21 protein-coding genes are annotated in these 22,816 nt (G+C 42.9%); 14 read left to right on the top strand and 7 right to left on the bottom strand.

Annotation, left to right across the window (positions count from 1 at the left end):
• Window positions 1–308 precede the first annotated feature (308 nt).
• Window positions 309–1,178: a 16S rRNA (adenine(1518)-N(6)/adenine(1519)-N(6))-dimethyltransferase RsmA gene (gene rsmA / locus RT143_RS05520; RefSeq protein WP_313091712.1), complete on the top strand. Its 870-nt coding sequence runs from the start codon at window positions 309–311 to the stop codon at window positions 1,176–1,178.
• Window positions 1,179–1,226: 48 nt separating this feature from the next.
• Window positions 1,227–2,057 (top strand): symmetrical bis(5'-nucleosyl)-tetraphosphatase, encoded by an 831-nt coding sequence (locus RT143_RS05515; RefSeq protein WP_313091710.1) that lies wholly within the window; start codon window positions 1,227–1,229, stop codon window positions 2,055–2,057.
• Window positions 2,058–2,087: 30 nt separating this feature from the next.
• Here the strand turns inward: RT143_RS05515 and RT143_RS05510 are convergent, their stop codons facing one another.
• The 4 genes from RT143_RS05510 to RT143_RS05495 all read right to left on the bottom strand — a co-directional run bounded on the left by RT143_RS05510 (window position 2,088) and on the right by RT143_RS05495 (window position 8,079).
• On the bottom strand, window positions 2,088–2,597 hold the full coding sequence (locus tag RT143_RS05510; protein WP_313091708.1) for a thioesterase family protein: 510 nt from the start codon (window positions 2,595–2,597) through the stop codon (window positions 2,088–2,090).
• A 134-nt stretch (window positions 2,598–2,731) separates the two neighbouring features.
• Window positions 2,732–4,195: a transglycosylase SLT domain-containing protein gene (locus RT143_RS05505; RefSeq protein WP_313091707.1), complete on the bottom strand. Its 1,464-nt coding sequence runs from the start codon at window positions 4,193–4,195 to the stop codon at window positions 2,732–2,734.
• A 667-nt stretch (window positions 4,196–4,862) separates the two neighbouring features.
• A complete protein-coding gene (locus RT143_RS05500) occupies window positions 4,863–5,639 on the bottom strand; it encodes a Nif3-like dinuclear metal center hexameric protein (protein WP_409519691.1) in 777 nt (258 codons plus the stop codon).
• A gap of 52 nt (window positions 5,640–5,691) precedes the next feature.
• On the bottom strand, window positions 5,692–8,079 hold the full coding sequence (locus RT143_RS05495; protein ID WP_313091705.1) for a site-specific recombinase: 2,388 nt from the start codon (window positions 8,077–8,079) through the stop codon (window positions 5,692–5,694).
• A 300-nt stretch (window positions 8,080–8,379) separates the two neighbouring features.
• Between RT143_RS05495 and RT143_RS05490 the strand changes: the two genes are divergently transcribed.
• The 9 genes from RT143_RS05490 to RT143_RS05450 all read left to right on the top strand — a co-directional run bounded on the left by RT143_RS05490 (window position 8,380) and on the right by RT143_RS05450 (window position 16,368).
• On the top strand, window positions 8,380–9,543 hold the full coding sequence (locus RT143_RS05490; protein ID WP_313091704.1) for a DNA polymerase III subunit delta': 1,164 nt from the start codon (window positions 8,380–8,382) through the stop codon (window positions 9,541–9,543).
• 94 nt (window positions 9,544–9,637) lie between these two features.
• Window positions 9,638–9,985, top strand: coding sequence for a PilZ domain-containing protein (locus RT143_RS05485; protein ID WP_313091703.1), 348 nt, complete (start codon window positions 9,638–9,640; stop codon window positions 9,983–9,985).
• 298 nt (window positions 9,986–10,283) lie between these two features.
• Window positions 10,284–11,033, top strand: a complete 750-nt coding sequence (cmk, locus tag RT143_RS05480; protein WP_313091702.1) for a (d)CMP kinase — start codon at window positions 10,284–10,286, stop codon at window positions 11,031–11,033.
• A 122-nt stretch (window positions 11,034–11,155) separates the two neighbouring features.
• The gene (gene rpsA, locus RT143_RS05475) at window positions 11,156–12,826 is read left to right on the top strand and encodes a 30S ribosomal protein S1 (RefSeq protein ID WP_186303382.1); all 1,671 of its coding nucleotides are present in this window, start codon (window positions 11,156–11,158) and stop codon (window positions 12,824–12,826) included.
• Window positions 12,827–13,096: 270 nt separating this feature from the next.
• On the top strand, window positions 13,097–13,393 hold the full coding sequence (locus tag RT143_RS05470) for an integration host factor subunit beta (RefSeq protein WP_036603685.1): 297 nt from the start codon (window positions 13,097–13,099) through the stop codon (window positions 13,391–13,393).
• 162 nt (window positions 13,394–13,555) lie between these two features.
• Window positions 13,556–13,915 (top strand): lipopolysaccharide assembly protein LapA domain-containing protein, encoded by a 360-nt coding sequence (locus tag RT143_RS05465; RefSeq protein ID WP_313091701.1) that lies wholly within the window; start codon window positions 13,556–13,558, stop codon window positions 13,913–13,915.
• A 77-nt stretch (window positions 13,916–13,992) separates the two neighbouring features.
• The gene (gene pyrF, locus RT143_RS05460) at window positions 13,993–14,694 is read left to right on the top strand and encodes an orotidine-5'-phosphate decarboxylase (RefSeq protein WP_313091731.1); all 702 of its coding nucleotides are present in this window, start codon (window positions 13,993–13,995) and stop codon (window positions 14,692–14,694) included.
• 17 nt (window positions 14,695–14,711) lie between these two features.
• On the top strand, window positions 14,712–15,503 hold the full coding sequence (locus tag RT143_RS05455) for a metallophosphoesterase (RefSeq protein WP_313091700.1): 792 nt from the start codon (window positions 14,712–14,714) through the stop codon (window positions 15,501–15,503).
• 115 nt (window positions 15,504–15,618) lie between these two features.
• Window positions 15,619–16,368, top strand: a complete 750-nt coding sequence (locus tag RT143_RS05450; RefSeq protein ID WP_313091698.1) for a histidine phosphatase family protein — start codon at window positions 15,619–15,621, stop codon at window positions 16,366–16,368.
• Between the two features lie 89 nt (window positions 16,369–16,457).
• Here RT143_RS05450 and RT143_RS05445 read toward each other — a convergent pair whose 3' ends face one another.
• The 3 genes from RT143_RS05445 to RT143_RS05435 form a co-directional block, all read right to left on the bottom strand.
• Entirely contained in the window at window positions 16,458–17,624 is a 1,167-nt protein-coding gene (locus RT143_RS05445; protein ID WP_313091696.1) for a fatty acid desaturase, read from the bottom strand.
• Between the two features lie 205 nt (window positions 17,625–17,829).
• Window positions 17,830–19,473, bottom strand: a complete 1,644-nt coding sequence (locus RT143_RS05440; RefSeq protein ID WP_313091694.1) for a sensor histidine kinase — start codon at window positions 19,471–19,473, stop codon at window positions 17,830–17,832.
• 3 nt (window positions 19,474–19,476) lie between these two features.
• Window positions 19,477–20,112 carry a response regulator gene (locus tag RT143_RS05435; RefSeq protein WP_040403691.1) on the bottom strand — a complete coding sequence of 212 codons (636 nt, stop codon included), beginning with the start codon at window positions 20,110–20,112 and terminating at the stop codon, window positions 19,477–19,479.
• A gap of 347 nt (window positions 20,113–20,459) precedes the next feature.
• Between RT143_RS05435 and RT143_RS05430 the strand changes: the two genes are divergently transcribed.
• The 3 genes from RT143_RS05430 to mutL all read left to right on the top strand — a co-directional run.
• The gene (locus tag RT143_RS05430) at window positions 20,460–21,053 is read left to right on the top strand and encodes a 6-pyruvoyl trahydropterin synthase family protein (protein WP_313091692.1); all 594 of its coding nucleotides are present in this window, start codon (window positions 20,460–20,462) and stop codon (window positions 21,051–21,053) included.
• Between the two features lie 75 nt (window positions 21,054–21,128).
• Window positions 21,129–21,566 (top strand): tRNA (adenosine(37)-N6)-threonylcarbamoyltransferase complex ATPase subunit type 1 TsaE, encoded by a 438-nt coding sequence (gene tsaE, locus RT143_RS05425; RefSeq protein ID WP_160002163.1) that lies wholly within the window; start codon window positions 21,129–21,131, stop codon window positions 21,564–21,566.
• A partial coding sequence (gene mutL / locus RT143_RS05420; protein ID WP_313091690.1) for a DNA mismatch repair endonuclease MutL occupies window positions 21,559–22,816 on the top strand: 1,258 nt, incomplete at its 3' end. The genes tsaE and mutL, both read left to right, overlap by 8 nt.

The raw sequence follows: 22,816 nt of genomic DNA, 5'->3' as shown, positions 1-22,816 counted from the left end.
TAGTTAAATTGGTTGCATTATAACAACTTAGTCATCAGAATTCGACAGGCGATTGACGCATCAAAAATTTGTAGCATGTCATAAACTACAAAAACTCAAACTTAGCGATTGGGCAGATTGTTGTCATGCTGTTGCCATGCTAGTGCTATACCGTTGCGATAGTCTCGAGTTGTCATGAAATTGTCATAATGTAGCGTCAAGCTATGCTATAATGACCAGTTTGATAATGATTTGTGTCTGATGACGGTGAATGTTATCGTGTACTGCACAACATTGATAATTATTTCATTTTTATAGGAATGTTTTGAGTGACGGTCTCTGCTTTTTTATCGCATCAGCCTAGAAAACGTTTTGGGCAAAATTTCTTACATGATCAAGTGATTATTGGGAGAATTATTGACAGTATTCATGCAGGTCGCGATGATTTGATGGTTGAAATTGGTCCAGGCATGGGCGCGATTACTGAGCCGCTACTCAAGGAAGTCAATCGCTTGACCGTTGTCGAGCTTGATACCGATTTGGCAGACAGCTTGCGCATTCGTATTGGCGCCAATAGCAATGAGGGCTTAACCATTGTCAAAGCCAACGCCATGGAAGTGGATTACCGTGCGCTGTTCAAGCAAATCATTGGCGATAACCCTAATGCTGCGCCTGACAAGAAAATGCGCATTGTCGGTAACTTGCCATACAATATTTCTACGCCGTTATTGTTTCATTTATTAAGTTTTGCCGATGTCATTGAAGACATGCATTTTATGCTACAAAAAGAAGTGGTTGATCGCATCACCGCAGATGTAGATAGCCGAGAATATGGTCGCTTATCCGTCATGATGCAGTATTATTGTGAAGCCGATTATTTACTGACGGTGCCAAATGGGGCATTCAACCCCCCACCCAAAGTGACGAGTGCGGTATTTCGACTCAGACCTTATCAACAAAAACCGATTGTGGCTGACGATGAAAAGCTGTTTGCCCTTGTGGTGCGTGAGGCATTTAATCATCGCCGTAAAACACTGCGCGCGATTTTTAAAAAGTCGCCGATTTTGCCTGCGGTCACAGAACACCAGCTTGTGGCATGGGGACTCAATCCACTGGCGCGTCCCGAAACGTTATCAGTACAAGATTTTGTGACCTTGTCTAATGGCATCGCGGCAAACGGTATCGCAGCAAATGGTTAATTTTTTTGTAGCTGTTTAAAATTTTACTTTGAAGATGTATGAGGTGTTATGGGTTTTCGACATCAATTTGTCATTGGCGATATTCAAGGCTGTTATGCCGATTTGCAGGCACTGCTCAAGCAAATTGGGTTTGATGAACAGCAAGATAAATTATGGTTTGTCGGCGATATCGTGGCACGCGGTGAAGACTCGCTGAGCGCGCTGCGTCTGGTAAAACGTCTTTGTGAAGCAGGTGCTGCCGAAATGGTGTTGGGCAATCATGATATTAACTTAATCGCGGTATGGCGTGGTGTCATAAAGATCAAAAAAAAGGATAGAACCCAAGCGATTTTTGACGCCCCAGATTGTGATGAATTACTCAACTGGCTTCGTCATCAGCCGCTGCTTGTTTATCCCAATGATAAAACCGTGATGGTGCATGCAGGCATCCCGCCAAACTGGAGTATTACTCAAGCAGCCATGCATGCGTCAGAATTGCAAACTCAATTACAAAGTAGCTTATGGCAACTTGATAGACTGCTGCCAAACCTGTATAGTGATACCGCTGTTCCTTGGTCAAATATGCTGACAGGCTACGCGCGTATGCGAGCGATTTGCAATTATTTTACCCGTATGCGCCTGTGTCAAATGGACGGCACGCTAGAGTTTAGCTTTAAATCCAGTCTCGATGATAAAATGCCAGAGGGGTTTCGTCCGTGGTTTGAATGGCAAGTGCCGCGCGAACGTAAAATTTTATTTGGTCACTGGGCGGCGCTAAAAGCCAAAGTGGATTTGGCGAATGCCAGAGCCACCGATGCAGGGTGTGTGTGGGGCGGCAGTATGATGGCATACCGCCTAGAAGATGAGCAGGTTATCTGTCAAACTTGTAAAGCAAAATAACCTTTCTTTGTAAAGCAAAATAACCAAAAGTTACCGAGCGGGCTGCAGCAGCTGTACAAATTCTTTGGGCAAACGGGTAGGGCGAACTTGGGTTTGCCCATTTTCATCTTTATGGGTAGCCACGCATACAATACTTATCTCAGCTTGGCTTAACAGCTGCTGGTGGCTATCATAAATTCGCTGCTCAAGCTGTAATGACGCAGATTTGCAGTCTGCCGTCTCAATCACAACGGTGACTTCGCTATCAAGCAGAATCGGACGCACATAGCGGATGTTGGCTTGGCTCACTACAAATTGGATATCAGGTTTGCCACTATCGCTATGGTGAGTAACGTCATGCCTCACAGCCTCGGCTGAATGCGATTGATAAAAATAACTGGTCATCCCCAATTCACGTAACCAATCGCGGCGACAACGCTCAAACAGCTTTAAATGATTGGCGTGATATACAATCCCGCCTGCATCGGTATCTTCCAAATAAATACGGTATGGGGTGGCATAAATAGGCTGATTGCTTGATTGAGTGTGGGGCTGGGTCACGTGCTATCCTTAGGTTAATAATGTTAACAATAAAGTCAGTAATTTTTAAAAAACCACAAAGTGATAGCATAAAAAAAAGAATGGCATTAAACCATTCTTTTTTGAAAATGTGTAGTTTTTTATACCCACACTCATCAAGTCAATTGACGATGATTGACTTTGTCTAATTTTAACGCCTCCAAATAACTGCGGATATGGGTGACGTAATCTAAGCACTGCACGTAACGGCTATTGCTTTGACTATTGACTTTTAAATATTGATACACGGCTGCCCAATTGTTGCCATCAACACCGCGCTTTTGCAAAATCTGCTGGATATCTTTAATCGCTTGTGGACCCATATTGTATGCCGCTAGGGTAAACCATACTCGATCCGATGTTGGCACTTGGGCAAATTCATGTTGCAGCTGACTGAGATACTTAGCGCCCCCTTGGATGCTCTGGGTCGGGTCAGTCCGATTTTCAACGCCCATCGCATCGGCAGTGGCATTGGTCAACATCATGATACCGCGTACACCCGTTGGTGAAGTGGCTTCTGCATCCAGATGCGATTCTTGGTACCCCATTGCTACAAGCAGTTCCCAATCAAGACGGTATTTGTTTGCTGTCTGCTTAAAAGATGGCTCATAGATAGGCAACACGCGTGTCATGGTATCGGCAAAATGTTGTTGATTGAACGGCTCTGCCAATGGTGTTTGACTATAAAACGCGGCTAAATGTTGGTTACGGGTGAGCGATTGACCGCTACACAGGAAGTTTTTTACATCGTCGTTGAGTTTGACATCATTGGGGTTTAGCTGTATAGCAACATGTTCGTTGAGACCCTGCTGTGATAAATAATCTTTGTCACAGCTTAGACTCAGCGATGATAACGCAGTGGTGTTTTGGTAATCCGACCCATTGGTCAAGGCGACATCGGCTTTGCCTGTTTTGACAGCCGCCATCGCGTCCGCATCATTGGCAAACACTCGGGTGCTTATGGTAACATCCAATCGCTTGGCATAATGGCGCATGACATCATAGCCAAAGCCGTGCTCAAAACCATCTTGAGCAAAATAGGTGGTATTACCATTGACGGTGGCAATACGCAGCTGCTTTTGAGATAGGATACTATCAAAAGTCGCCATTTTCGGTGCCGCAACCACGCTAGTAGGTGAGGCAAGGGTATTAGCATTGGTATTAGCGACTTTTTCAGTAACGCCCATCTGAGTGGCAACATAAGCTAAGGGCAAACCAATCCCCATCACAGCTGCCAGCTTTTTACTGGCGCTCAACCATTTTAGCGGCTTGATAAAGCGATCAATGAGACTAGCAGACGGATTAGCCAGTTGCGCCAAATCTTGAACATGGCTAGGTACCGCTGGCACACGAGACTGGGCAATTTTTGGCGACATCTCCCCACCCAAACAAGGTTTGAATTGAATAGGGAAGAATTGCAAGCGTTTAAATTGGGTCGCGTATTTACTAAAGCGTAATAAAGGATGTTGAAACGGGTATAAAGTTAAAGGGCTTAAAAATGCTTTGACCGACATCGAAATCGACGCAGGATAGGTCAAAGCCAAATCATCACAATACTCAAATGATGAGTTTAGCGGCATGTGTCACTCCACTGTGCACATACGTTAGATACGTTAAATTAATAAAAAACAACTATGCCAAATGAAAACATTTTATGAAACTAAGAACCGAGTCGATAGTTAAACCTAGTACCCGTCAAACTAAGCACCAGTTAAACCTAGCACTAGTCAAAATAAGCACCAGTCAGCCAAGCCACATAAGTACATGGCTTCTAACTATCTAACTCTATCCTAAATCTAGCCAAAAAAGCTTCCATCCAAAATAGGTCGTTATTAACTTAACGCTAAAAAAAGAGCCAAACAGGTTGGCTCCTCTTATACCTAGGACGGTGATAAATCCCTATCCATCGTAGAGAACTATCGAAATAAATAATAATCAAGTACAACCCGAAAAAGGGTTAAAATTTTTGTAAGTACTGGCAAATTAAAAATTGTTTAATAAGCCCAAGAACTTACCTAAAGAATTTAACGTAGGGTAACGTACGGCACGCATAAAATAAATAAACAATAACAATATTTACTGCATGGCAATACAGTTAGTTATATAAAACAATGGGGGTATTGTAGTGAAATTAAAGTTACGCGTCATGTTTTTGAACGTAACGAAAGGCAAATTTATGATAAAAAGCGTAAAAAACCCGCTAAAATGCAACTAACGGGTAATAATTACTCAATAAACTGCCCAATTTTACACGGGATTATCGATATCGACAAAACCAACGGCTAAGGCAAGATTTTCTTTGACATAATCCCCCAATGCGAGCACGCCACCTCGCTCAGTGGCATGATGTCCACAGGCAAAATAATCAATACCCAACTCACGCGCTACGTGAGTGGTTCGCTCTGATACTTCACCGGAGATATAGGCTTGACAACCCATTTGTGCCGCTTGCTCAATCATATCCTGTGCGCCACCCGTACACAGACCGATTCGCGAAATGACTTGATTACCCCCGGATAAATGTAGGGGCGGACGGCTTAAGGTAGACGATAGTTTGTTGGTGAGAGCTGCAATCGGCATCGGCGCTGCTAAATCCACGATATTACCAATCGGGTGTTTTTCGTCAGGGTATAGCGGCGACAAATCACTCCAGCCCAACGCTCGCGCTAATTGGGCGTTATTGCCCAATTGGGGATGGGCATCTAACGGTAAATGATAAGCCAGTAAGGAAATGCCGTGTTGCATCAACAAACGAATACGCTTGCCTTTCATGCCAATTAATGGCGCAGGTTCACCTTTCCAAAAATAGCCATGATGCACCAAAATCGCTTGGGCATTGTGCGCAATCGCTTGTTCAATCAATGCCTCAGAGGCTGTGACACCGGTGAGGATGTGCTGTATCGGCTGTCCACCATCCACTTGCAGGCCATTGGGGCAATAATCTTGGAATTCATTAATTTTTAATAGCTCATTTAACCGATGAGCCAATTGAGTCGGACTCATTGAAGTTGCAGGCTGGTTCATTGTAGTTTCCGAAAAAGTCATCATATTTCTATCGTGTTCAGTGTTTCATCAATTATTTGGGTAGCTTGCTTGCCGTGTCATTTGGGGTGATATTATCGACCGCCTTTTGCACCACTTTTTCTTTAATTGCCTGTTTTTTCTCTGCAATTTCTTCATCGGTCAATTTTTCCGTATGACTGATATTGTCGATATGGGGCGTAGTAGCATGCGGATGTTCTTCTGGCTGTGATGTCAGGGTAGTTTTATGCCCTTTATTATTTTTACCATCGTTTGCAATCGGTTTATCATCATAGATAATATTACCATCGCTATCGATGAGCGCATACTTCATCGGCTGTTTACGCGGGATGAAAAAGTCAGAGGGTTGGGTCATCAAATGCGAGGCGACCAATTCAAATAAGAATTTCCACTCAAAGACTTTCACATCACGCGCGCGTAGGGCGGTCATTAAGGCGAGTGAAAAACTAACCATCAAGTTAATCATACCGATGACCATCACACCAAATAGACTGACCAAAATAATACCGATTTCTGGAAACTCGCCCGTGTTGGCATAAATATTAAAAATCCCATGAATAAAGTTGGCAGATGCAAAGGCAATGTGGCGAATATCGATCGGTAAGCCAAAAATATAGCCAATTGTCGCCGTACTACCCAAAAAGCAACCGAATAAAAAGTTGCTCATAATCGCACCCAGATTGCGCTCGATAAAATCACTAAAACGCAATAACGTTACAGGTGTCATCATCTGTTTGAGGGTAGGCTGGTTGCGAATACGCTCGCCAATTTTGTTGTGTACCGCAAGATTATCGTAATAGCCTGCAATCAATCCTGAAATATACAAATACACCCCAGCAATCGCGGCATGAAAGATAGCAAGCGAGGTAAACGGGTTGAGATCATGCAGCAAGTGCTCGGCGGTAGCTGTCGATGTTAACGGATGACCCAACCCATACAACCACAGGGACGAAATCAGTAGCGCAATGGGCATTGCAATTGAAATATTACCCATAATGGCAATAAACTGGGTGCGCATGATATCAACGACCAATTCTGTCAATTTGGTAAACCGTGCCGCTTTGCGTCCTTTTACCTCTGAGATGGTTGAAGCAATCGCGGCAGCCGTCATGGCAGGCTGTTTGGTTGCCACTGTGCCGCCAATGATATGAATCGCCACAAAGCCAAGACCGTAAATCATACTGTTTAAAAAAGCCACGCCAAAGGGTGCCAGCGGTAAGGATTTCCCTAGGATTTTAAGGGTTGCCATAAAGCCGATGAGTAGACCACCCAATGCTGCTTTTTTATACATACGGCGATAGCCCGCTTTATCGGTACTGATATAATGCTCGCCGACCTTACTGGCAGTCTCAGTCACACGGCGCGACAAGAGCGCGGTATTGATGCCAAATAAATATCTAAAACTACTGCGGTGGTATGAATCTTCATACAACGTATTAATAAGCTCTATGATGGTTTTTTTCTTGATATGATCGTTGTCAGATAGCAGTGACACCAACAATTCAAGACGCTGCAAGCTTTGCTCAAGACGCACCAACATATTGGTGGTACGCACAGTAATACCCGTTCGATGTATACGGCGACGGATGTTTTGCATCATAGTGCGCGCTTGGTCGGTCAACACTAAAATTTGACTGCTATCCACCTCAGGCTGGGGCATCGCTTGGTCATCCCCTGGCTGCATGCTGAGCTGGTATTGACTGACAAATTCAGCGACTTCGCGATTTAGGGCAATAAAAGTATCTTGGTTGTCAATCGGATTGGGAAACGCCTTTATTAAATCGGCATTGAGCCCGATGCCGTTGATACGCGCCGTTAAAATAGTAATGGCTTTGAGCACATTGGCTTCAAGCGCTTGCACCAATGCTTCTTTGCCTGCGGGTACTTTAAGAATAAGTATCAGTTCAATCCACCAGCGCTCATGGATTAAGCGCACCCAGTAGCGGGTTTGTGGTGTGGCAAAAAACGCATTAAATAAGCCAATCAAATCGCGGTCATCGGGTACAGAGGGTAATAGCTTTTCACCGACCAAGTCAAAAAATTGCGAAGTAAAGCCAGCGTCTGACAAGATACCCAAATCCGTGTATAGCGACACCTGACGATAACGACTAATCAAGGTAAGCATAAACACACAAAACCCTTCTGCCCACACACGATTGCCGCGCAATAGTCGAACGAATAGTGCCATCTGTTCATTGGCGGTCGTAGCATCATTTACACGGTTACGCAAGGTATCTAGCAGTTGTTTAAATAGCGCAACTTGCGGAAAATCACGCAGCGCATTGATTTCGTTTAAAATAGTAGTTAAACGCGCTTCTAAGGTTGGCATCACCTTTAATTGGTCTGCCATATCCGCCGCATCATAATGATGTTGGGCATTGGGTAACGTATCTTGATTATTAGGTTGCGATAAATTCGTCAAACTAACCTCGAAGTAAACAGAAAATTGAATCGTTTTTTTAAATAAGGTGCATTAAAAATATAAGAAAAAATACGAAAATAGATATCTTAAGATGAAAATTTAATCGACTCATCAAAAAAAATCCATCATTTATTTGCAACAAAAATCTTATGGGCTGAGGTTTTAAAGACAGTAAGGGATAAAATAACGCTACGTGTTACCGCATTTATGTATTCGAGAAAACAACCTGACTGATTATCCTAATTGATTATCTAGCCGCAGCGATTATACTATAGTTACTCTGTTGACTGATTTTTTTCTATGGCATCGACTATAACCTCTCAATCAAAAAGCACCAAACAACCCAATACCGAATCAACACCCAATGAGATAACCCAATACTACTATCCAGACCCCGTCAACCAACAGGTGATACAGCAGTGGCTGTTTATGGATTTACTGCCGTGGCAACAGCCAACTTGGCAGTATTTGACCACCCATATAGATGCCTTGCCGCACGCAATGTTGTTTGCAGGCAATGCAGGGACTGGTAAACGTGCTTTCGTGTATCGATTTGTCGCATGGGCATTGTGTGAGAATCAGCGGGTCAATGCACAAGGTGTCACAACTGCCTGTGGGCAATGCCAAAGTTGCCAGTGGCTGATTGCCAATACCCACCCCGATCTTTATCAAATTCCCACACCCACCGTGGCGCGTGACGCGTCGCCTAAATCTAAAGCAAACAATGCCCTTGTGGCGCAAGCCCCAACCCATCAGTCAGGTTATAGCATAAAGATTGACGAAATTCGGGAATTGCAGCCGTTTGTCACGCAATCGAGTGGCGGATTAAGAATCGTGGTTATTCACCAAGCGGATGCGATGACCCTAGCAGCCAGTAACGCGCTTCTTAAGACATTAGAAGAGCCTGCTGAAAATGTGTTGATGCTATTAATTAGCGATAGTCCTTCGCAGCTACTGCCAACCATTCGCTCTCGGCTACAGTCATTTTCGGTGAGTCATGTGACCCCCGATCAGTCAATGCAAGCGATGCAGCAGTTATTGCCAAATACCGATACTGCGACGCTACAACAAGTGAGTGAATTGTCTGGTTATGCGCCTTTTTTGGCACTGCAAATGTTAAACAGCGAATGGTATCAACACCGCCAAACTTGGATAAACAGCTTTCAAGCGGTTCGTAGCGGGCAACGTACGCCTGTACAAGCCAGCAACTATTGGCAAAGAACGCTGACATTGACCGACTTTTTATACTTGTCGCAAGCTTTGTTAGTACCATTGGGGCAATTTGCCGTCGGTATCTCAGCGTCCGCCAATGACTTGGATTTTGGCAAGCTGCAGCCACCACCGACATTAAAGCAAATTAGCCAGTTACAACGGGTTATCGATCAAATCTGGCAAGATAGACAGCAACATATCCAAGATAAGTTATGCTATGATAAAATTTTTAGCACCATGCTTGATTGCTAATTTACTCAATTACCCAATATTACCCAATTATCTATATTATTTATCATTCACCATACGTTGGTAACCCCATGCGTTAGTAAAAGGAACAGTGATTATGGCAATGCCATCTCGTGGCGGTATCACCACCATTAACTATGATACGATCGAAAAATTGTATGCTAGCTATCTGCCTTTTATTGAAAACGGTGCGTTATTTATTCCTACTAACCAGCAGCAACAACTAGGCAGTCAAGCCTTTGTGGCAATCACCTTGCCAAATTCGAGTGAAAGAATGCCGCTGCATGGCAAAGTGGTGTGGGTCAACCATCGCGCACAGGCACAGCGCCCTGCAGGCTATGCGTTACAGCTTGGCAAAGACGAAGCAGGGTTACGTATCAAAAACGAAGTTGACCGCCTTCTAGCGGGTCATATCAGCTCCGATAAACCCACCTTCACGCTATAAATTCTGGAAATTCTAGAAACTGCGGCAGTTTTAGCAGGTGATTGTTAAAGGCCAGCGATTGCTAAAGGTGAGCTTATGCTTAATCCTGTAAGTCGCTAGCTTTTTTTCTTCTATCGCTCAATGGTTAATCATCACTCTGCGTCTTGATGCCTTTCTCATGTTTAGTCCCTTTTTTGCGTATTTTTCTATTGGTAGAAAATGAAATGCAATTTAGTCAATCCTTGTGTCAAATTACTTGTATAAAATAGCTTTCAGGCGTAAAATATACGACTATTTTTGCTTTGTTCCTAAGAATGGCATGTCACAATCGTTAACGCAACCGTCTTCTGATCTAACCGCAAGCTTGCCCGTAATCACCGTTGATGGCTCAAGTGGTGCAGGTAAAGGTACATTGACGGCAAGACTGGCAAAGCTGCTGGATTATCAAATTTTGGATTCAGGGGCGCTGTATCGGATTGTGGGGCTTGCAGCCCACCAAGCGGGTTTGTTAACGAACAGCATTGATGAAACTGCGCTAGCTGATTTAACCCAATCGTTGAAAATTGAGTTTGCAGCCGCAAAAGCGGGTTCTGAGCATGTGACAGTGCTCGTGAATGCCAACGATGTGAGCGAAGTGATTCGCACCGAAGAAGTGGGTAACTTTGCGTCAAAAGTCGCGGTATTCCCGAAGGTGCGTCAAGCGTTATTGGATTTACAAAAAAATATGGCAACGTCGCAAGGCAACCCAAAAAAGGGTTTGATTGCAGACGGGCGTGATATGGGAACAGTGGTTTTTCCCGATGCGCCGCTGAAAGTTTATTTGGTCGCATCCTCTGAGGCACGAGCCGAGCGCCGTGTCAGTCAGTTAACCCATGCTGGCAAACAGGCAGATTTTGACGAAATTTTGGCACAAATTATTGCGCGTGATGAGCGTGATAGTACACGCAGTGCCTCACCGGCTAAACCTGCCGATGATGCGATAGTGATTGATAGCTCAGCCATCGATGCTGAGCAAGTGTTTAACCAAGTTTGGCAGCTATGCCTTGAACGTGGTTTGACAATTAACTAGCTGTTTTTAAAAATTTTATCGATTTTTTATAAGCACTAAAACCAGCCTTATGTTTATAAAAAATCTTAATTTGAACCGTACTGTGCTGGACAGGCTACGGCTATACAAAGGTAAATTTTATGATGGAATCATTTGCTGAACTGTTTGAAGCAAGCCAAGTACTTGACGTAGAACGCGGTGCAGTTATCGCAGGTACCGTAGTTGCGATTGATAGCGACTGGATTACCGTAGATACGGGTCTAAAATCAGAAGGTATCGTTGCGCGTTCAGAATTCTTGAATGAACAAGGCGAGCTTGAAGTAGCAGTTGGCGACCAAGTTCAAGTCGTTGTAGATGCGGTTGACAATGGCATGGGTCAAACCCTATTGTCACGTGAAAAAGCAAAACGTGCTGAAACTTGGAACGTACTTGAAAAACTTTACGAAAATAATGAGATCGTAACCGGTCTTATCTCTGGTAAAGTTAAAGGTGGTTTCACGGTTGATATCGGCTCAGTACGTGCGTTCTTACCAGGTTCATTGGTGGACACTCGCCCAGTACGCGACACTGCGCACTTAGAAGGCAAAGAGCTAGAATTTAAAGTCATCAAACTGGATCAAAAACGCAACAACGTCGTTGTTAGCCGCCGCGCTGTGATGGAATCTGAAAACTCAGCAGAGCGCGAAGCACTACTATCTAACCTTGAAGAAGGTCAAGAAGTGGTCGGCGTGGTGAAAAACTTGACTGATTACGGTGCATTCGTAGACCTAGGTGGTATCGATGGTCTATTACACATCACAGATATGGCATGGCGCCGTATCAAGCACCCATCAGAAGTGGTTGAAGTGGGTCAAGAATTAAAAGTTAAAGTATTAAAATTTGACCGTGAACGTAACCGTGTCAGCTTAGGTCTAAAACAATTAGGCACTGACCCATGGCAAGACGTTCTTAACAACTATCCAAAAGGTACCAACGTTAAAGCACGCGTTACTAACCTGACTGATTATGGTTGTTTTGCTGAAATCGCTGATGGTATCGAAGGCTTGGTACACGTTTCTGAAATGGATCATACCAATAAAAACATCCATCCTTCAAAAGTGGTACAAATCGGTGACGAGATCATGGTTCAAATCCTTGATATCGATGAAGACCGTCGTCGTATCAGCCTAGGTATCAAACAAACCATGCCAAACCCATGGGAAGAGTTTGATAAGAACCACCAAAAAGGCGACAAAGTATCTGGTACTATCAAATCAATCACTGACTTCGGTATCTTTATCGGTCTAGAAGGTGGTATTGATGGTTTAGTTCACTTATCAGACCTTTCTTGGACTGAAAGTGGTGAAGAAGCGATTCGTAACTACAATAAAGGTGATACCGTTGAAGCGGTCATCTTGTCTGTAGACGCAGAAGCTAACCGTATCAGCTTAGGTATCAAACAACTGAACAGCGACCCATTCAATGAATACCTAGTATCAAATGATCGTGGTGCGGTAGTAAAAGGTGTAGTGACTGACGTTGATGCCAAAGGCGCTAAAGTAAAACTGGCTGATGATGTAGAAGGCTACTTACGTGCTTCAGAAATCCAACAAGACAAAGTAGATGATGCAACTACTGTACTGAATGTGGGTGATGAAGTTGAAGCGAAAATTGTCAGCGTTGACCGCAAAACTCGCGGTATCAACCTATCAGTTCGTGCAAAAGACGAAGCAGAGCAACGTGATGCTATCAAAGCATTAAGTTCAAATGCAGCAGCTGATACCCAACCAAAAACCATTGGTGACTTAATCAAAGAGCAACAACAAAACCAATAATCGGTTTTGTGAGTGATAAAAAAAGCGGCTAACTTAGTCGCTTTTTTTATTTTCACCTTTTAGGTAATAAAATGGAATATTTAGTCTAAAAAAAGCCGCCGAATTTAAGGTGGTTTTGTTATAATATGCGAAGAAAAGTAATGAAATGTAATTTTTCATTATTAGAATTGTTAATAGATTGTTGGATGAAATTGGACTTTAACGAAGTTTTTAAAACAATCATTCTGTAATTTAGACTATGACAGTTACGTTTAGCGTGTTAGGGGTAGTATGGAAAAAGTGTTAAACAAATCTGATTTGATCACTAGATTATCAAGTGAATGTGAGAATATACCAGAAAAAACCATTGAGGATGCCACCAAGCAAATCATTGATTTGATGGTCGATACCTTATCTCAAAACGGACGTGTCGAAGTACGCGGTTTTGGTAGTTTTAGTTTGCATCATCGTGAGCCACGTGTGGCGCGCAACCCTAAAACAGGCGAGAAAGTTACCGTAAAAGCAACAGCGATACCCCATTTTAAACCTGGCAAAGCATTGCGAGAGGCAGTCAATCATCATCGTTAGTTGCGGTTTTTGAGTCATTTAACGTTATTGAACTAGCGATATGGTTTAATATATGATTGATCAAAAAAGAGTGGACAAAAAATCCACTCTTTTTTTTGAATTATCTGTAATAATAGTGGCATTCAAAAACGTAGATTAATTAAAATAACCAAGAAGAAAAATATGCGTTATCTGTTAGCGATTTTGTTGTTCGTGGTCGTTGGTTATTCATTGATGTTGGTATTGGTGAATAACAACCAAGTCGAAGTAAATTTACTGTTTAGCCAAGTGCCACAAATGAGTTTGGGGTTACTGCTGATTATTAGCATCGTTTTAGGGGTCATTGCGGGACTGTTGATGGGGTTGATTTTGTTTCGTGTGTTACAGATGAAGCTGGAAAATCAGCGCTTATCTAAAGAGCTAAAGCAAACCCAAGAAAAATTGATGCAAACGCAGCATAATTATGAACAGCATTTAGCGCAAACTAGCAATGCAACGATTGCACCTACCGCATCCAACCCTAATTTACCACCCGTACGATAAGCAATGCATGCTATCGAATTGAAAAAACGAGTCAGTTTGTTATGAATCAAGTGGCAGTACCGCAAGCAACATCACTCATCAAATCAGCCATTAAGTCACCCATTATTGTGGCATTGGATAACATGGATCACCATCAAGCATTAAGCTTGGCAGATAAATTGGATCCTACATTGTGCCGGGTGAAAGTTGGCAAAGAGCTATTTACCAAATATGGTAATAGCTTAGTGACATCCTTACATCAGCGTGATTTTGAGGTGTTTTTGGATTTAAAATTTCATGATATTCCCAATACCACTGCGCAGGCGGTATTAGCGGCGGCTGATTTGGGGGTGTGGATGGTCAATGTGCATGCCAGTGCGGGGCGTACCGCCATGCAAACGGTGAAAGCGCGTTTATCGGCGCAACACTACCAAACCTTAGTGATTGCGGTGACGGTGCTGACCTCTATGTCACAGCAAGATTTGGCTGAGGTGGGCATCACCGGCTCGGTAGAAAATCATGTCAAGCGACTAGCATTATTGACGCAGCAATCTGGACTTGATGGGGTGGTTTGCTCTGCACAAGAAGCCACTATGCTTAAACAGCTTTGCGGCAAGGATTTTCTGTTAGTCACGCCAGGTATTAGACTACCAGAAGACGCCAGTAATGACCAAACACGCATTTGCACGCCCAAAGATGCCATAGCAAATGGATCTGATTATTTAGTCATTGGGCGGTCAATTACGGCGGCAGCGGATCCCACCGCAAAACTTCACTATATCTTGGATACGTTAAAATAATTAATTTCGAGTCATGTATGTCAGTACGTTTTCAAGTGTTAAGTGATTTACATATTGATAGCTATGCAAGAAGGGATTTGCCCATTGGTGAAATCCCTTACACAAATGCCGATGCTATTTTAGTAGCGGGCGACACATCTAATGGGCTTTTGGGCATCGAATGGCTCATCGGTGAATCAAAGCGACTTGAGAAACCAATTTTTGTGATTGTCGGCAATCATGAGTATTTTGGTCATAATATTCTTGAGTTAGATGCCCAAATAAAGGCTTTGACGCAAGATACGCAAGTACATTTTTTACAATGCGCGAGCTTTGAATTTATGGGTGTCAGAATCATTGGTACAACGCTTTGGACGGATTATCAATATCAACCACAAGATAATACGTTAGAGATTGCTCAGCAGTTTATGCGCGATTATCGCGAGATTTATTATGATAACCGACTGTTAACGCCCCAAGATACTGTAGCTATTCATCAGCGGCAGCGGGCATGGTTGCAAAATGCCTTAAAACAAAGCCAAAAAGATGGTATGCCCAACGTGGTCATGACACATCACAGCATCAGCCCATTATCTATCGCGCCAAAATATGCCAATTTTCCCAGTAATGCGGGATTTGTCGTTGATTTGAGCGAATGGTTACAGAGCGATTTTGCGCCTGATATTTGGCTACATGGACATACCCATGAAGCCTTTGATTATCAGCAAGGTTATACACGTGTTATTGTCAATCCCAGAGCCTACCCCAATGAAATCAGTAGTACGGGGATAGTTTTTGACTGGCATAAAGTCATTGAAGTCATGGTATGATTGGCAAGTTTCCCCCAGTAAAATCCCATTTAATCGCTTAAATTTTTTGACCTCATCAATTTATAGTATCAATTTATGGTGCAAAGATAAAAAGATATAAGGAATGCGTATTTAAATGTCTAATTCAATCAACACCATGCCTGCTCATTTACCGCCCAGTATGATTGACTCGGTCAAGCTACTGCCGAAAAATGAGCGACTAATACTATTTACCCGCCATTCATTGCGCGAAATGTCAGATAAAAATGGCTTTGCCAGTTATGCATTACCACTAACACCAAAAGGCAGAGTGTTGGCAGAGTCTTGGGGGCGTTGGTTGGCCGCCAACTTAGATTACTCGATGGATGTAGACAGCATCAGTAGCCCGATACAACGTTGTATTGATACCGCAATTTTAATGCAAGCAGGGGCTGGCATCTCAAGGAATGTGTCGCACCAATCGCTGTTGGTAGAGCCAGGTAGTTTGGTCGTTGACCATGAAGAAGTGAGTAAGGTATTCAAACAAATTGGTGCGCTCAATTTTATCAATCGTTTTTTGGCGGGCGACATGGCAGGGATTAAAGCGCCACATAAAGGCGGTTTGGATTTATTAGCACTTTTATTTCAGCATCAGCCAAAGCACGGACATTTATTACTGGCGGTTAGTCATGATACGCTATTGTCAGCGTTTTTAGCGGTGATGATGGGCGTGGGTGAAATTAGCTGGGATGACTGGCCAAAAATGATGGAAGGGGTATTTTTGTGGTTTGATGATAAACCCTTTAGTGAGGCGAAAGTACATTTTATTTGGCGCGGGCAGTGCTATGAACGCCGGTTGATTGAATTGTTAGACCCATTTTCACCCTCTTATCCGTTAGAAGACTAATCGATAACCAACAAAACCACAAAAATAAAGGTAGGAATTTATCCTACCTTTTTTGACACAGTCAACCTTTAAACATGTTTATGTTTTAATCAAACATGTTTACCTTTTAAATGATTAACCAAATTTTCAATTTGCTGCGCATGATTGCGAAGTTTATCCTCAATGCCACTAAACTGGTCTTTTAGCTTCTCATCGACTTCATGAATACGCTGGGCAAACTCATTTTTTTTCATCTCAATGGCTTGCGTTTTTAATGCTTGCCATTCTGCAATCGTTTGTTTGAAGGCTTGTTGTTCACTGTTTAAACGATCTTTTATCGCTTGAAAATCGCTGGTTAAATTCCCTGAAAAAGTCGCAACTTTTTTCTCAGCACGTTTGAATGCCATTTCTGTTTGCGCATGCTGAATGGTGACGTCTGGGACACGTTTTAAATCCCAAGTCAATCCGATTTTTGACAAGCCATAAATAATCCATTTACTAGGATCATATTGCCACCATTTTACCCCATTGCGATAGTCGTATTGGAAAAAGTGGTGGTAGTTATGATAGCCTTCGCCCCAAGTGAAAATCGCCAAAATCGGATTATCACGCGCGGTATTGGTGTCGGTATAAGGACGGGTACCAAACATATGGCAAAGCGAATTGATAAAGAAAGTAAAATGATGGCTTAACACCAAGCGCAATAGCCCTGCAAGCACTAGGGTGCCTGCAACATCACCCACCATCCAACCAAACAGCGCTGGCAACCCAATATTGGCTAATAAAATCCACAGGGCATAATATTTATCTTGCGCCACTAACACAGGATCAGCTTTTAAATCTGGGATATTTTTGTAGTCATAGTTGCCGCTTGGGTAGTTTTTGAGCATCCAACCGATATGTGAGAACCAAAAGCCACGTTTGACAGAGTAGGGGTCTTGATAGATATCATCGACGTGGCGGTGGTGCAAACGGTGTCCTGCACACCAGTCAAATACTGAGCCCTGAACAGCTAAGGTGCCGCCAATCAGAAAGAACCATTTGACAATCGGATGCGCTTGGTAAGTACGATGTGACCATAAACGGTGATAACCGACGGTAATACTTAACCCATTCCAAGCCATAAAGAATGCGAAAATTGCCCAAACTTGCCAACTGACGCTATGTGTCCACAAGTAATAAGGTACAATCAATAAAGCCGCCAAAGGCGTGCTAATTAAGACAAACGCAGGGATCCAATTGATGGGCGCGTTTTCAAAAGATTGAGGTTGTGCCATAGAGATAAATGTCCTGAGGATGATCAAAATACGACATGTATTTTTTTAATCATTGACGCTATATTGTACTGAAAAAATGGAAAAAAGTGAACACATATACACTCAAGTTGCCAACAATTTTTGCTAAAGTGATATCGATAAACTTACTGTAATATGAATGCTTTAGCCAAAAAATTCAATTAAAAATTTTAGCTACAAAGATATTTTAGACGGACGGTAAAGTTTTGGTTTGACAAATCATCCGAAAGCAAGTTTGCCCCTCACTTCGTACATATTCTAGATTGGCATAATTGGCCTGGCAGAAGGCCTGCGACAAATAAAGCCCCAGACCCGTGCCCTGACTATCGGTGGTAAAAAACGGATTAAATAAATACTGAATATTTTCTTTGGCAACGCCGTGACCTGTGTCTATCACATCGATATGGATAGATTTGCCAAACTCATACACTTCAAGGGTGACAAAGCCGTGGGGCTCGGTTTTGCTACTAAAACGCAGCCCGTTATTGATGAGGTTTACCAAAATCTGTGCTAGCTGATAGTTATCAAACATAAAGCCTTTATCCGTACGGCAGTGCAGAAAAATATCATGGCCGCTAAAGTTTTCTTGTATAAAATCGTTTAGCCAAGTTTTGGGTTCAATATAAACAAAATTAGGGCGCTGCTGACGAGATAATTTCAGCACATCTTCGATGATTTTATTGACCCGAATGGTTTGGTGATAAATCATCTCATATAGCAGGATATTATCACCCGATAAGCCACTGTCAGCCTCATTAACTTCCTCCATTAATAATTGACTGGCTTGGCTAATGGTTGCCAGCGGGTTACGAATCTCATGGGCAATACTGGCGGATAATTGCCCCAGCGACGCAAGTTTTAACTGCTGCGCGCGGCTAAACTCATCACGTAAATCTTCAATAAAAATAATGGCATATTGCTGTCTTAATTGGGTGATACGAAGTCGCAAGTCATTAAAGCTTTGGTGATTGGGCTCAATGCCAACGGCCAAAGGTGTGCTAGCAGTCGCTGCGCCGAGCCGCACTATTAAAGTTTCTTCAGGCTCTTGGATGATGGGTGCAAGTCTTGCGGCTAATAAGGGGGAAATGTCTAGTAAATTAAAATTATCAAGGGCCTTGGGCAGATGTAGTTGTTCGAGTGCGGTATCATTGGCGATAAAAATTTCTAAATCGTGGGATAATACCACCACCCCTTGGTCAATGATTTGCACGATTTTATTGTTGATGGCATTTAGCGCATTGACTTCATTGACTTGGCGCTCAGAGAGCAGCTCAATTTGTTTAAGCCGTTTGGATAACGTATAACTTAAATAAGCCACTCCGATAAAGCTAATCGCCATCGAAGCCACGTTATTAACCAGCGCGTAGTTCACATCGTTTTTTAGGGTTTGATAAAACTGCTGATAAATAACCAGCGTGATGGCAAAAATAGTGAGCAAAATAGCTTGGTTGGAGCGCACCAACATAAAGGCCGCCGCAACTTGCACCAAAAACAGCAAAATCACTTGTAAATCATTACCACCGCTAAAATACAACATGGTAGTGAGTACCAGCGCATCGACAGTTAGCCCGACCATCAACAGCGGATTTTTGGGATAAAAATAATACAAAATAAATAAAGCAATACTAAACAAAAAATAGAAAAAAGTGGGAAAAAGATTAATCAATACCCAATAGTCATGCTGGGCATTTTTTAATGCCAACATAAAACTAAAGGAAAAAAAGATAGCAATAATAATACGGTAACCATTGTAGACGTTACCGATTTTTTTGGTTCTAGCTTGGGTGCTTGGCTTGTCAAATAGCGATGAAAACGCAGGATTGGTAATCATGGTTTAGGGTTGAACTAAACCATGACGCATAGCCAAATGGGTAAGTTTGACATCACTGTCGATATTAAGCTTTTCAAAAATACGATAGCGGTAGGTATTGACTGTTTTGACACTCACAAACAACTGATCGGCGATTTGCTGTGGACTTTTACAATTGACCACCATCATCGCCACCTGCATTTCTCGCTCACTTAGCGCATCAAATGGCGACTCTGAATTGTCAGTGAATAAAATATCAGCAAGCTGCTCGGCAACATCGGCACTAAAATAACGCCCGCCTTGGTGGACTTTTTTGATGCCTTTAATCATCTCATCAAGCGGTGTCCCTTTGGTGATATAGCCACTCACCCCCGCTTTGATGAGCATGGATGGGTAGGGCTGCTGAACCAAAGAGCTGACCGCCAAAATCTTGGTGTTTTTATCGGTTTGCAGCAAGCGCTTGGTGACTTCTAACCCACCAATGGTAGGCATATTGACATCAAGTAACACCACATCGGGTTTTAATTGTTTGGTTTTGATAATCGCGGTTTCACCATCGGCAGCCTCACCAATCACATCAATATCAGGGCTATCTGACAACATCCGTACGATACCCATTCGGACTAAATCATGATCGTCAACGACCAATACTCTAATCATCATTTTTTATCTCCACCGTGCTTATCTTTATGCCAACAAAATTTTGTATCAATAACACTTTATATTAACAAGACTTTATATCAACAAAAATTTATATAAAAAAGAGTCAGCTAAAAAAACTCATTTTTCAACAATAACTGTCTATCCCCAAGTTTTTATATTAGCACAGTTAGCGATTTAAGACGTGAGTTACTGTCTTAAATGTGACGAGATTTTTTGTTCATGTTATGGGTAAATTTAGGTAGGCAAATTTGCGCATATGACGAAAATTCGCTTAACTTGCCCAATAGCTTTATAATAGTCAGCATTGAAACCTTTATTACTGCTAAAAAAATGCGAATCCCATTATGAGAATTAGAAAGCTGTTTAAATTTGAAAATGCCCATATCGTGCGCAATTGTAGCTCCGATCGCTGCAAGTACTCGATTCATGGGCATAGTTACCAAATCGAGCTGATTTTAGAAGCGCAGCGCCTCGATCACGGGCAAATGGTGTACGATTTTGGGCTGTTAAAATCATCGATTAAAGACATCATTGATAGTTTTGATCATGCTATTTGTTTTTGGGATAAAGATGACCCTGACTATATTGACGCCTGCAAAAAATTTAGCGCGCGCTGGATTAGTTTGCCCGTTTCGCCCTCGGCAGAGCAGTTTAGCCGCGTGGTGTTTTTTTGGGCAAGAGAAATCTTAAAACAAACCCAAATGCAAAACGGTGAAACCGATGTCAAAGTGTATTCCGTCATCGCCCACGAAACAGCGACAGGCTATGCACAGTGCTTTGAAGACGATGTCGATAACGCCCAAATGGGCGCGTTGACGCTGGGTGATTTTGAATTTAGCGAGCAAGTAAAAGCCGAATGGCATGACCCAAAAATGTATGACAAATTAAAAAAAGGCGAAAAATTTGTCAATCCGACAGTGGTGTTACAAGTTGACTAAGCTGTTGGTATCTGACGGGGTTGTTGTAACGATTTTTGATTTAGGACAAACATGGGGCAAGCTGGGAAAATCGACATGAATAAAACTATCCTCCTAAAATCCGAAACCGACACCCAAGCCTTAGCTAAAGAGCTTGCCGAAATGAATTTAACCGGTAGCGTTTGGCTGTCGGGTGATTTGGGTGCGGGAAAGACCACGCTTACCCGTTACTGGCTACAGGCAATGGGGCATACAGGCGCGGTAAAAAGTCCGACTTTTACCCTGGTTGAACCTTATCGTATCACGCAAGACGATGGTACAATTAAGCCGGTTTACCATGCCGATTTATACCGCCTCAATGATCCTGAAGAATTGGAATTTATCGGTTTTTATGAATATCAAGATGAGCCAAATAGTTTGGTGATTATTGAATGGGCGAGTCGTGCAGCAGGCTATCTGACGCCGCCCAATGCCACCCTTGATATCAAACGCCTAGATGACGAACAACGAGAAGTGACGATAAGTTTTGCCTGACAACCGTATTCATAAATTATCCCCACTGCTTATCAACCAAATCGCCGCTGGCGAGGTAGTGACGCGCCCTGCTTCTGTGGTCAAAGAACTGATTGAAAATGCTATTGATGCCAACGCTACTCATATTCGAATCGATATCGAACAAGGCGGTCTTGGGTTGATTCAAATTAGTGACAACGGCATGGGAATTCATCCTGATGACATGACGCTTGCAGTCACTCGCCACGCCACCAGTAAAATTGCTAATGTCAGCGAGTTGGTTGGTATTCTTAGTTTAGGCTTTCGCGGCGAGGCACTAGCGAGCATTGCGGCGATATCGCATCTGACATTAACCAGTAGTCACAATGACAGCGGTATAGGGCAGCAGCTGAGCGTGAGCGGTAGTGAGGTAAGCCAAGCTACTATTCGTCCTATCGTAAAACATCGCGGCACGTGTGTTAGCGTTCGCGATTTGTACTTCAATGTGCCAGGAAGACGCTCGCACCTAAAAAGTATCGCCACAGAATTTGCGCATATTGAACAAGTCGTGCAGCGATTAGCGATTAGTTTTGCTGATGTGGAGATTGAATTATATCATCAAGACAAGCTGCGTTTTAGCTTAACGCAGTCAGCCCAAGCCCCTCACCAAAATTTAGAGGGTGCTGCATTGCCTTTTTTGCCCGCGTTTAGTTTGGCGCGGCTTGAACAAGCGTTAAATTTGCCATTAGCTGAGATTGCACAGCCATTTTATTTATCGCTGCAAGGTTTACAAGCACAGGCAGAGGATTTAAGGGCCCAAGTCACTGGCTGGTTTTTTATCGCGCATAAAAATAATCTGCCAAAACTGATTTATATCAATCATCGTTTGGTCAGTGATTTGGCGATTAGTCAGGCCATACAAAAAGTGGGTCGCAAGCTAGGGATTGGCATCGATAATTCGCTACAAATGGGCTATGCGTTGTCTTTTGAGCTGCCTGCCGAGTGGATAAATGTCAATATTCACCCGAGTAAACAACAAGTCAAAATCCAGCCATTGACCAATATATTAGCTTGGTTGTCTCAGCATATGCTAGAGCAATTGCAGCCTAAAATGACGGCGTTAAACACCCTGCAACGGCAAGCTTGCGTGACAAATACTGATGACAGTAACGTCAATAAATTTCAAAAATTGCCTGCAGGTAAAGCTACGTCCATTCAGTATATAAAGACCGGTGAGATAAAGACGGGTGAGAAACCCAACGCCACCCATGAGCTAACCCATGTTGCCGAAA

It is taken from the genome of Moraxella sp. CTOTU48268 (genome assembly GCF_032069585.1).
Taxonomy (GTDB): Bacteria; Pseudomonadota; Gammaproteobacteria; order Pseudomonadales; family Moraxellaceae; genus Faucicola; species Faucicola cinerea.
This window is presented reverse-complemented; position numbering and strand designations above follow the sequence as displayed.

Excerpts from the sequence above, each read along its gene's own strand:
- RT143_RS05515 (WP_313091710.1), top strand. The coding sequence starts at position 1,227 with ATGGGTTTTCGACATCAATTTGTCATTGGCGATATTCAAGGCTGTTAT.
- RT143_RS05465 (WP_313091701.1), top strand. The coding sequence starts at position 13,556 with ATGCGTTATCTGTTAGCGATTTTGTTGTTCGTGGTCGTTGGTTATTCA.
- RT143_RS05440 (WP_313091694.1), bottom strand. The coding sequence starts at position 19,473 with ATGATTACCAATCCTGCGTTTTCATCGCTATTTGACAAGCCAAGCACC.
- RT143_RS05435 (WP_040403691.1), bottom strand. The coding sequence starts at position 20,112 with ATGATTAGAGTATTGGTCGTTGACGATCATGATTTAGTCCGAATGGGT.
- RT143_RS05470 (WP_036603685.1), top strand. The coding sequence starts at position 13,097 with ATGGAAAAAGTGTTAAACAAATCTGATTTGATCACTAGATTATCAAGT.
- rpsA (WP_186303382.1), top strand. The coding sequence starts at position 11,156 with ATGGAATCATTTGCTGAACTGTTTGAAGCAAGCCAAGTACTTGACGTA.
- RT143_RS05485 (WP_313091703.1), top strand. The coding sequence starts at position 9,638 with ATGGCAATGCCATCTCGTGGCGGTATCACCACCATTAACTATGATACG.
- RT143_RS05505 (WP_313091707.1), bottom strand. The coding sequence starts at position 4,195 with ATGCCGCTAAACTCATCATTTGAGTATTGTGATGATTTGGCTTTGACC.
- RT143_RS05430 (WP_313091692.1), top strand. The coding sequence starts at position 20,460 with ATGAGAATTAGAAAGCTGTTTAAATTTGAAAATGCCCATATCGTGCGC.
- RT143_RS05450 (WP_313091698.1), top strand. The coding sequence starts at position 15,619 with ATGTCTAATTCAATCAACACCATGCCTGCTCATTTACCGCCCAGTATG.
- RT143_RS05490 (WP_313091704.1), top strand. The coding sequence starts at position 8,380 with ATGGCATCGACTATAACCTCTCAATCAAAAAGCACCAAACAACCCAAT.
- RT143_RS05455 (WP_313091700.1), top strand. The coding sequence starts at position 14,712 with ATGTCAGTACGTTTTCAAGTGTTAAGTGATTTACATATTGATAGCTAT.
- cmk (WP_313091702.1), top strand. The coding sequence starts at position 10,284 with ATGTCACAATCGTTAACGCAACCGTCTTCTGATCTAACCGCAAGCTTG.
- tsaE (WP_160002163.1), top strand. The coding sequence starts at position 21,129 with ATGAATAAAACTATCCTCCTAAAATCCGAAACCGACACCCAAGCCTTA.
- RT143_RS05445 (WP_313091696.1), bottom strand. The coding sequence starts at position 17,624 with ATGGCACAACCTCAATCTTTTGAAAACGCGCCCATCAATTGGATCCCT.
- RT143_RS05500 (WP_409519691.1), bottom strand. The coding sequence starts at position 5,639 with ATGAACCAGCCTGCAACTTCAATGAGTCCGACTCAATTGGCTCATCGG.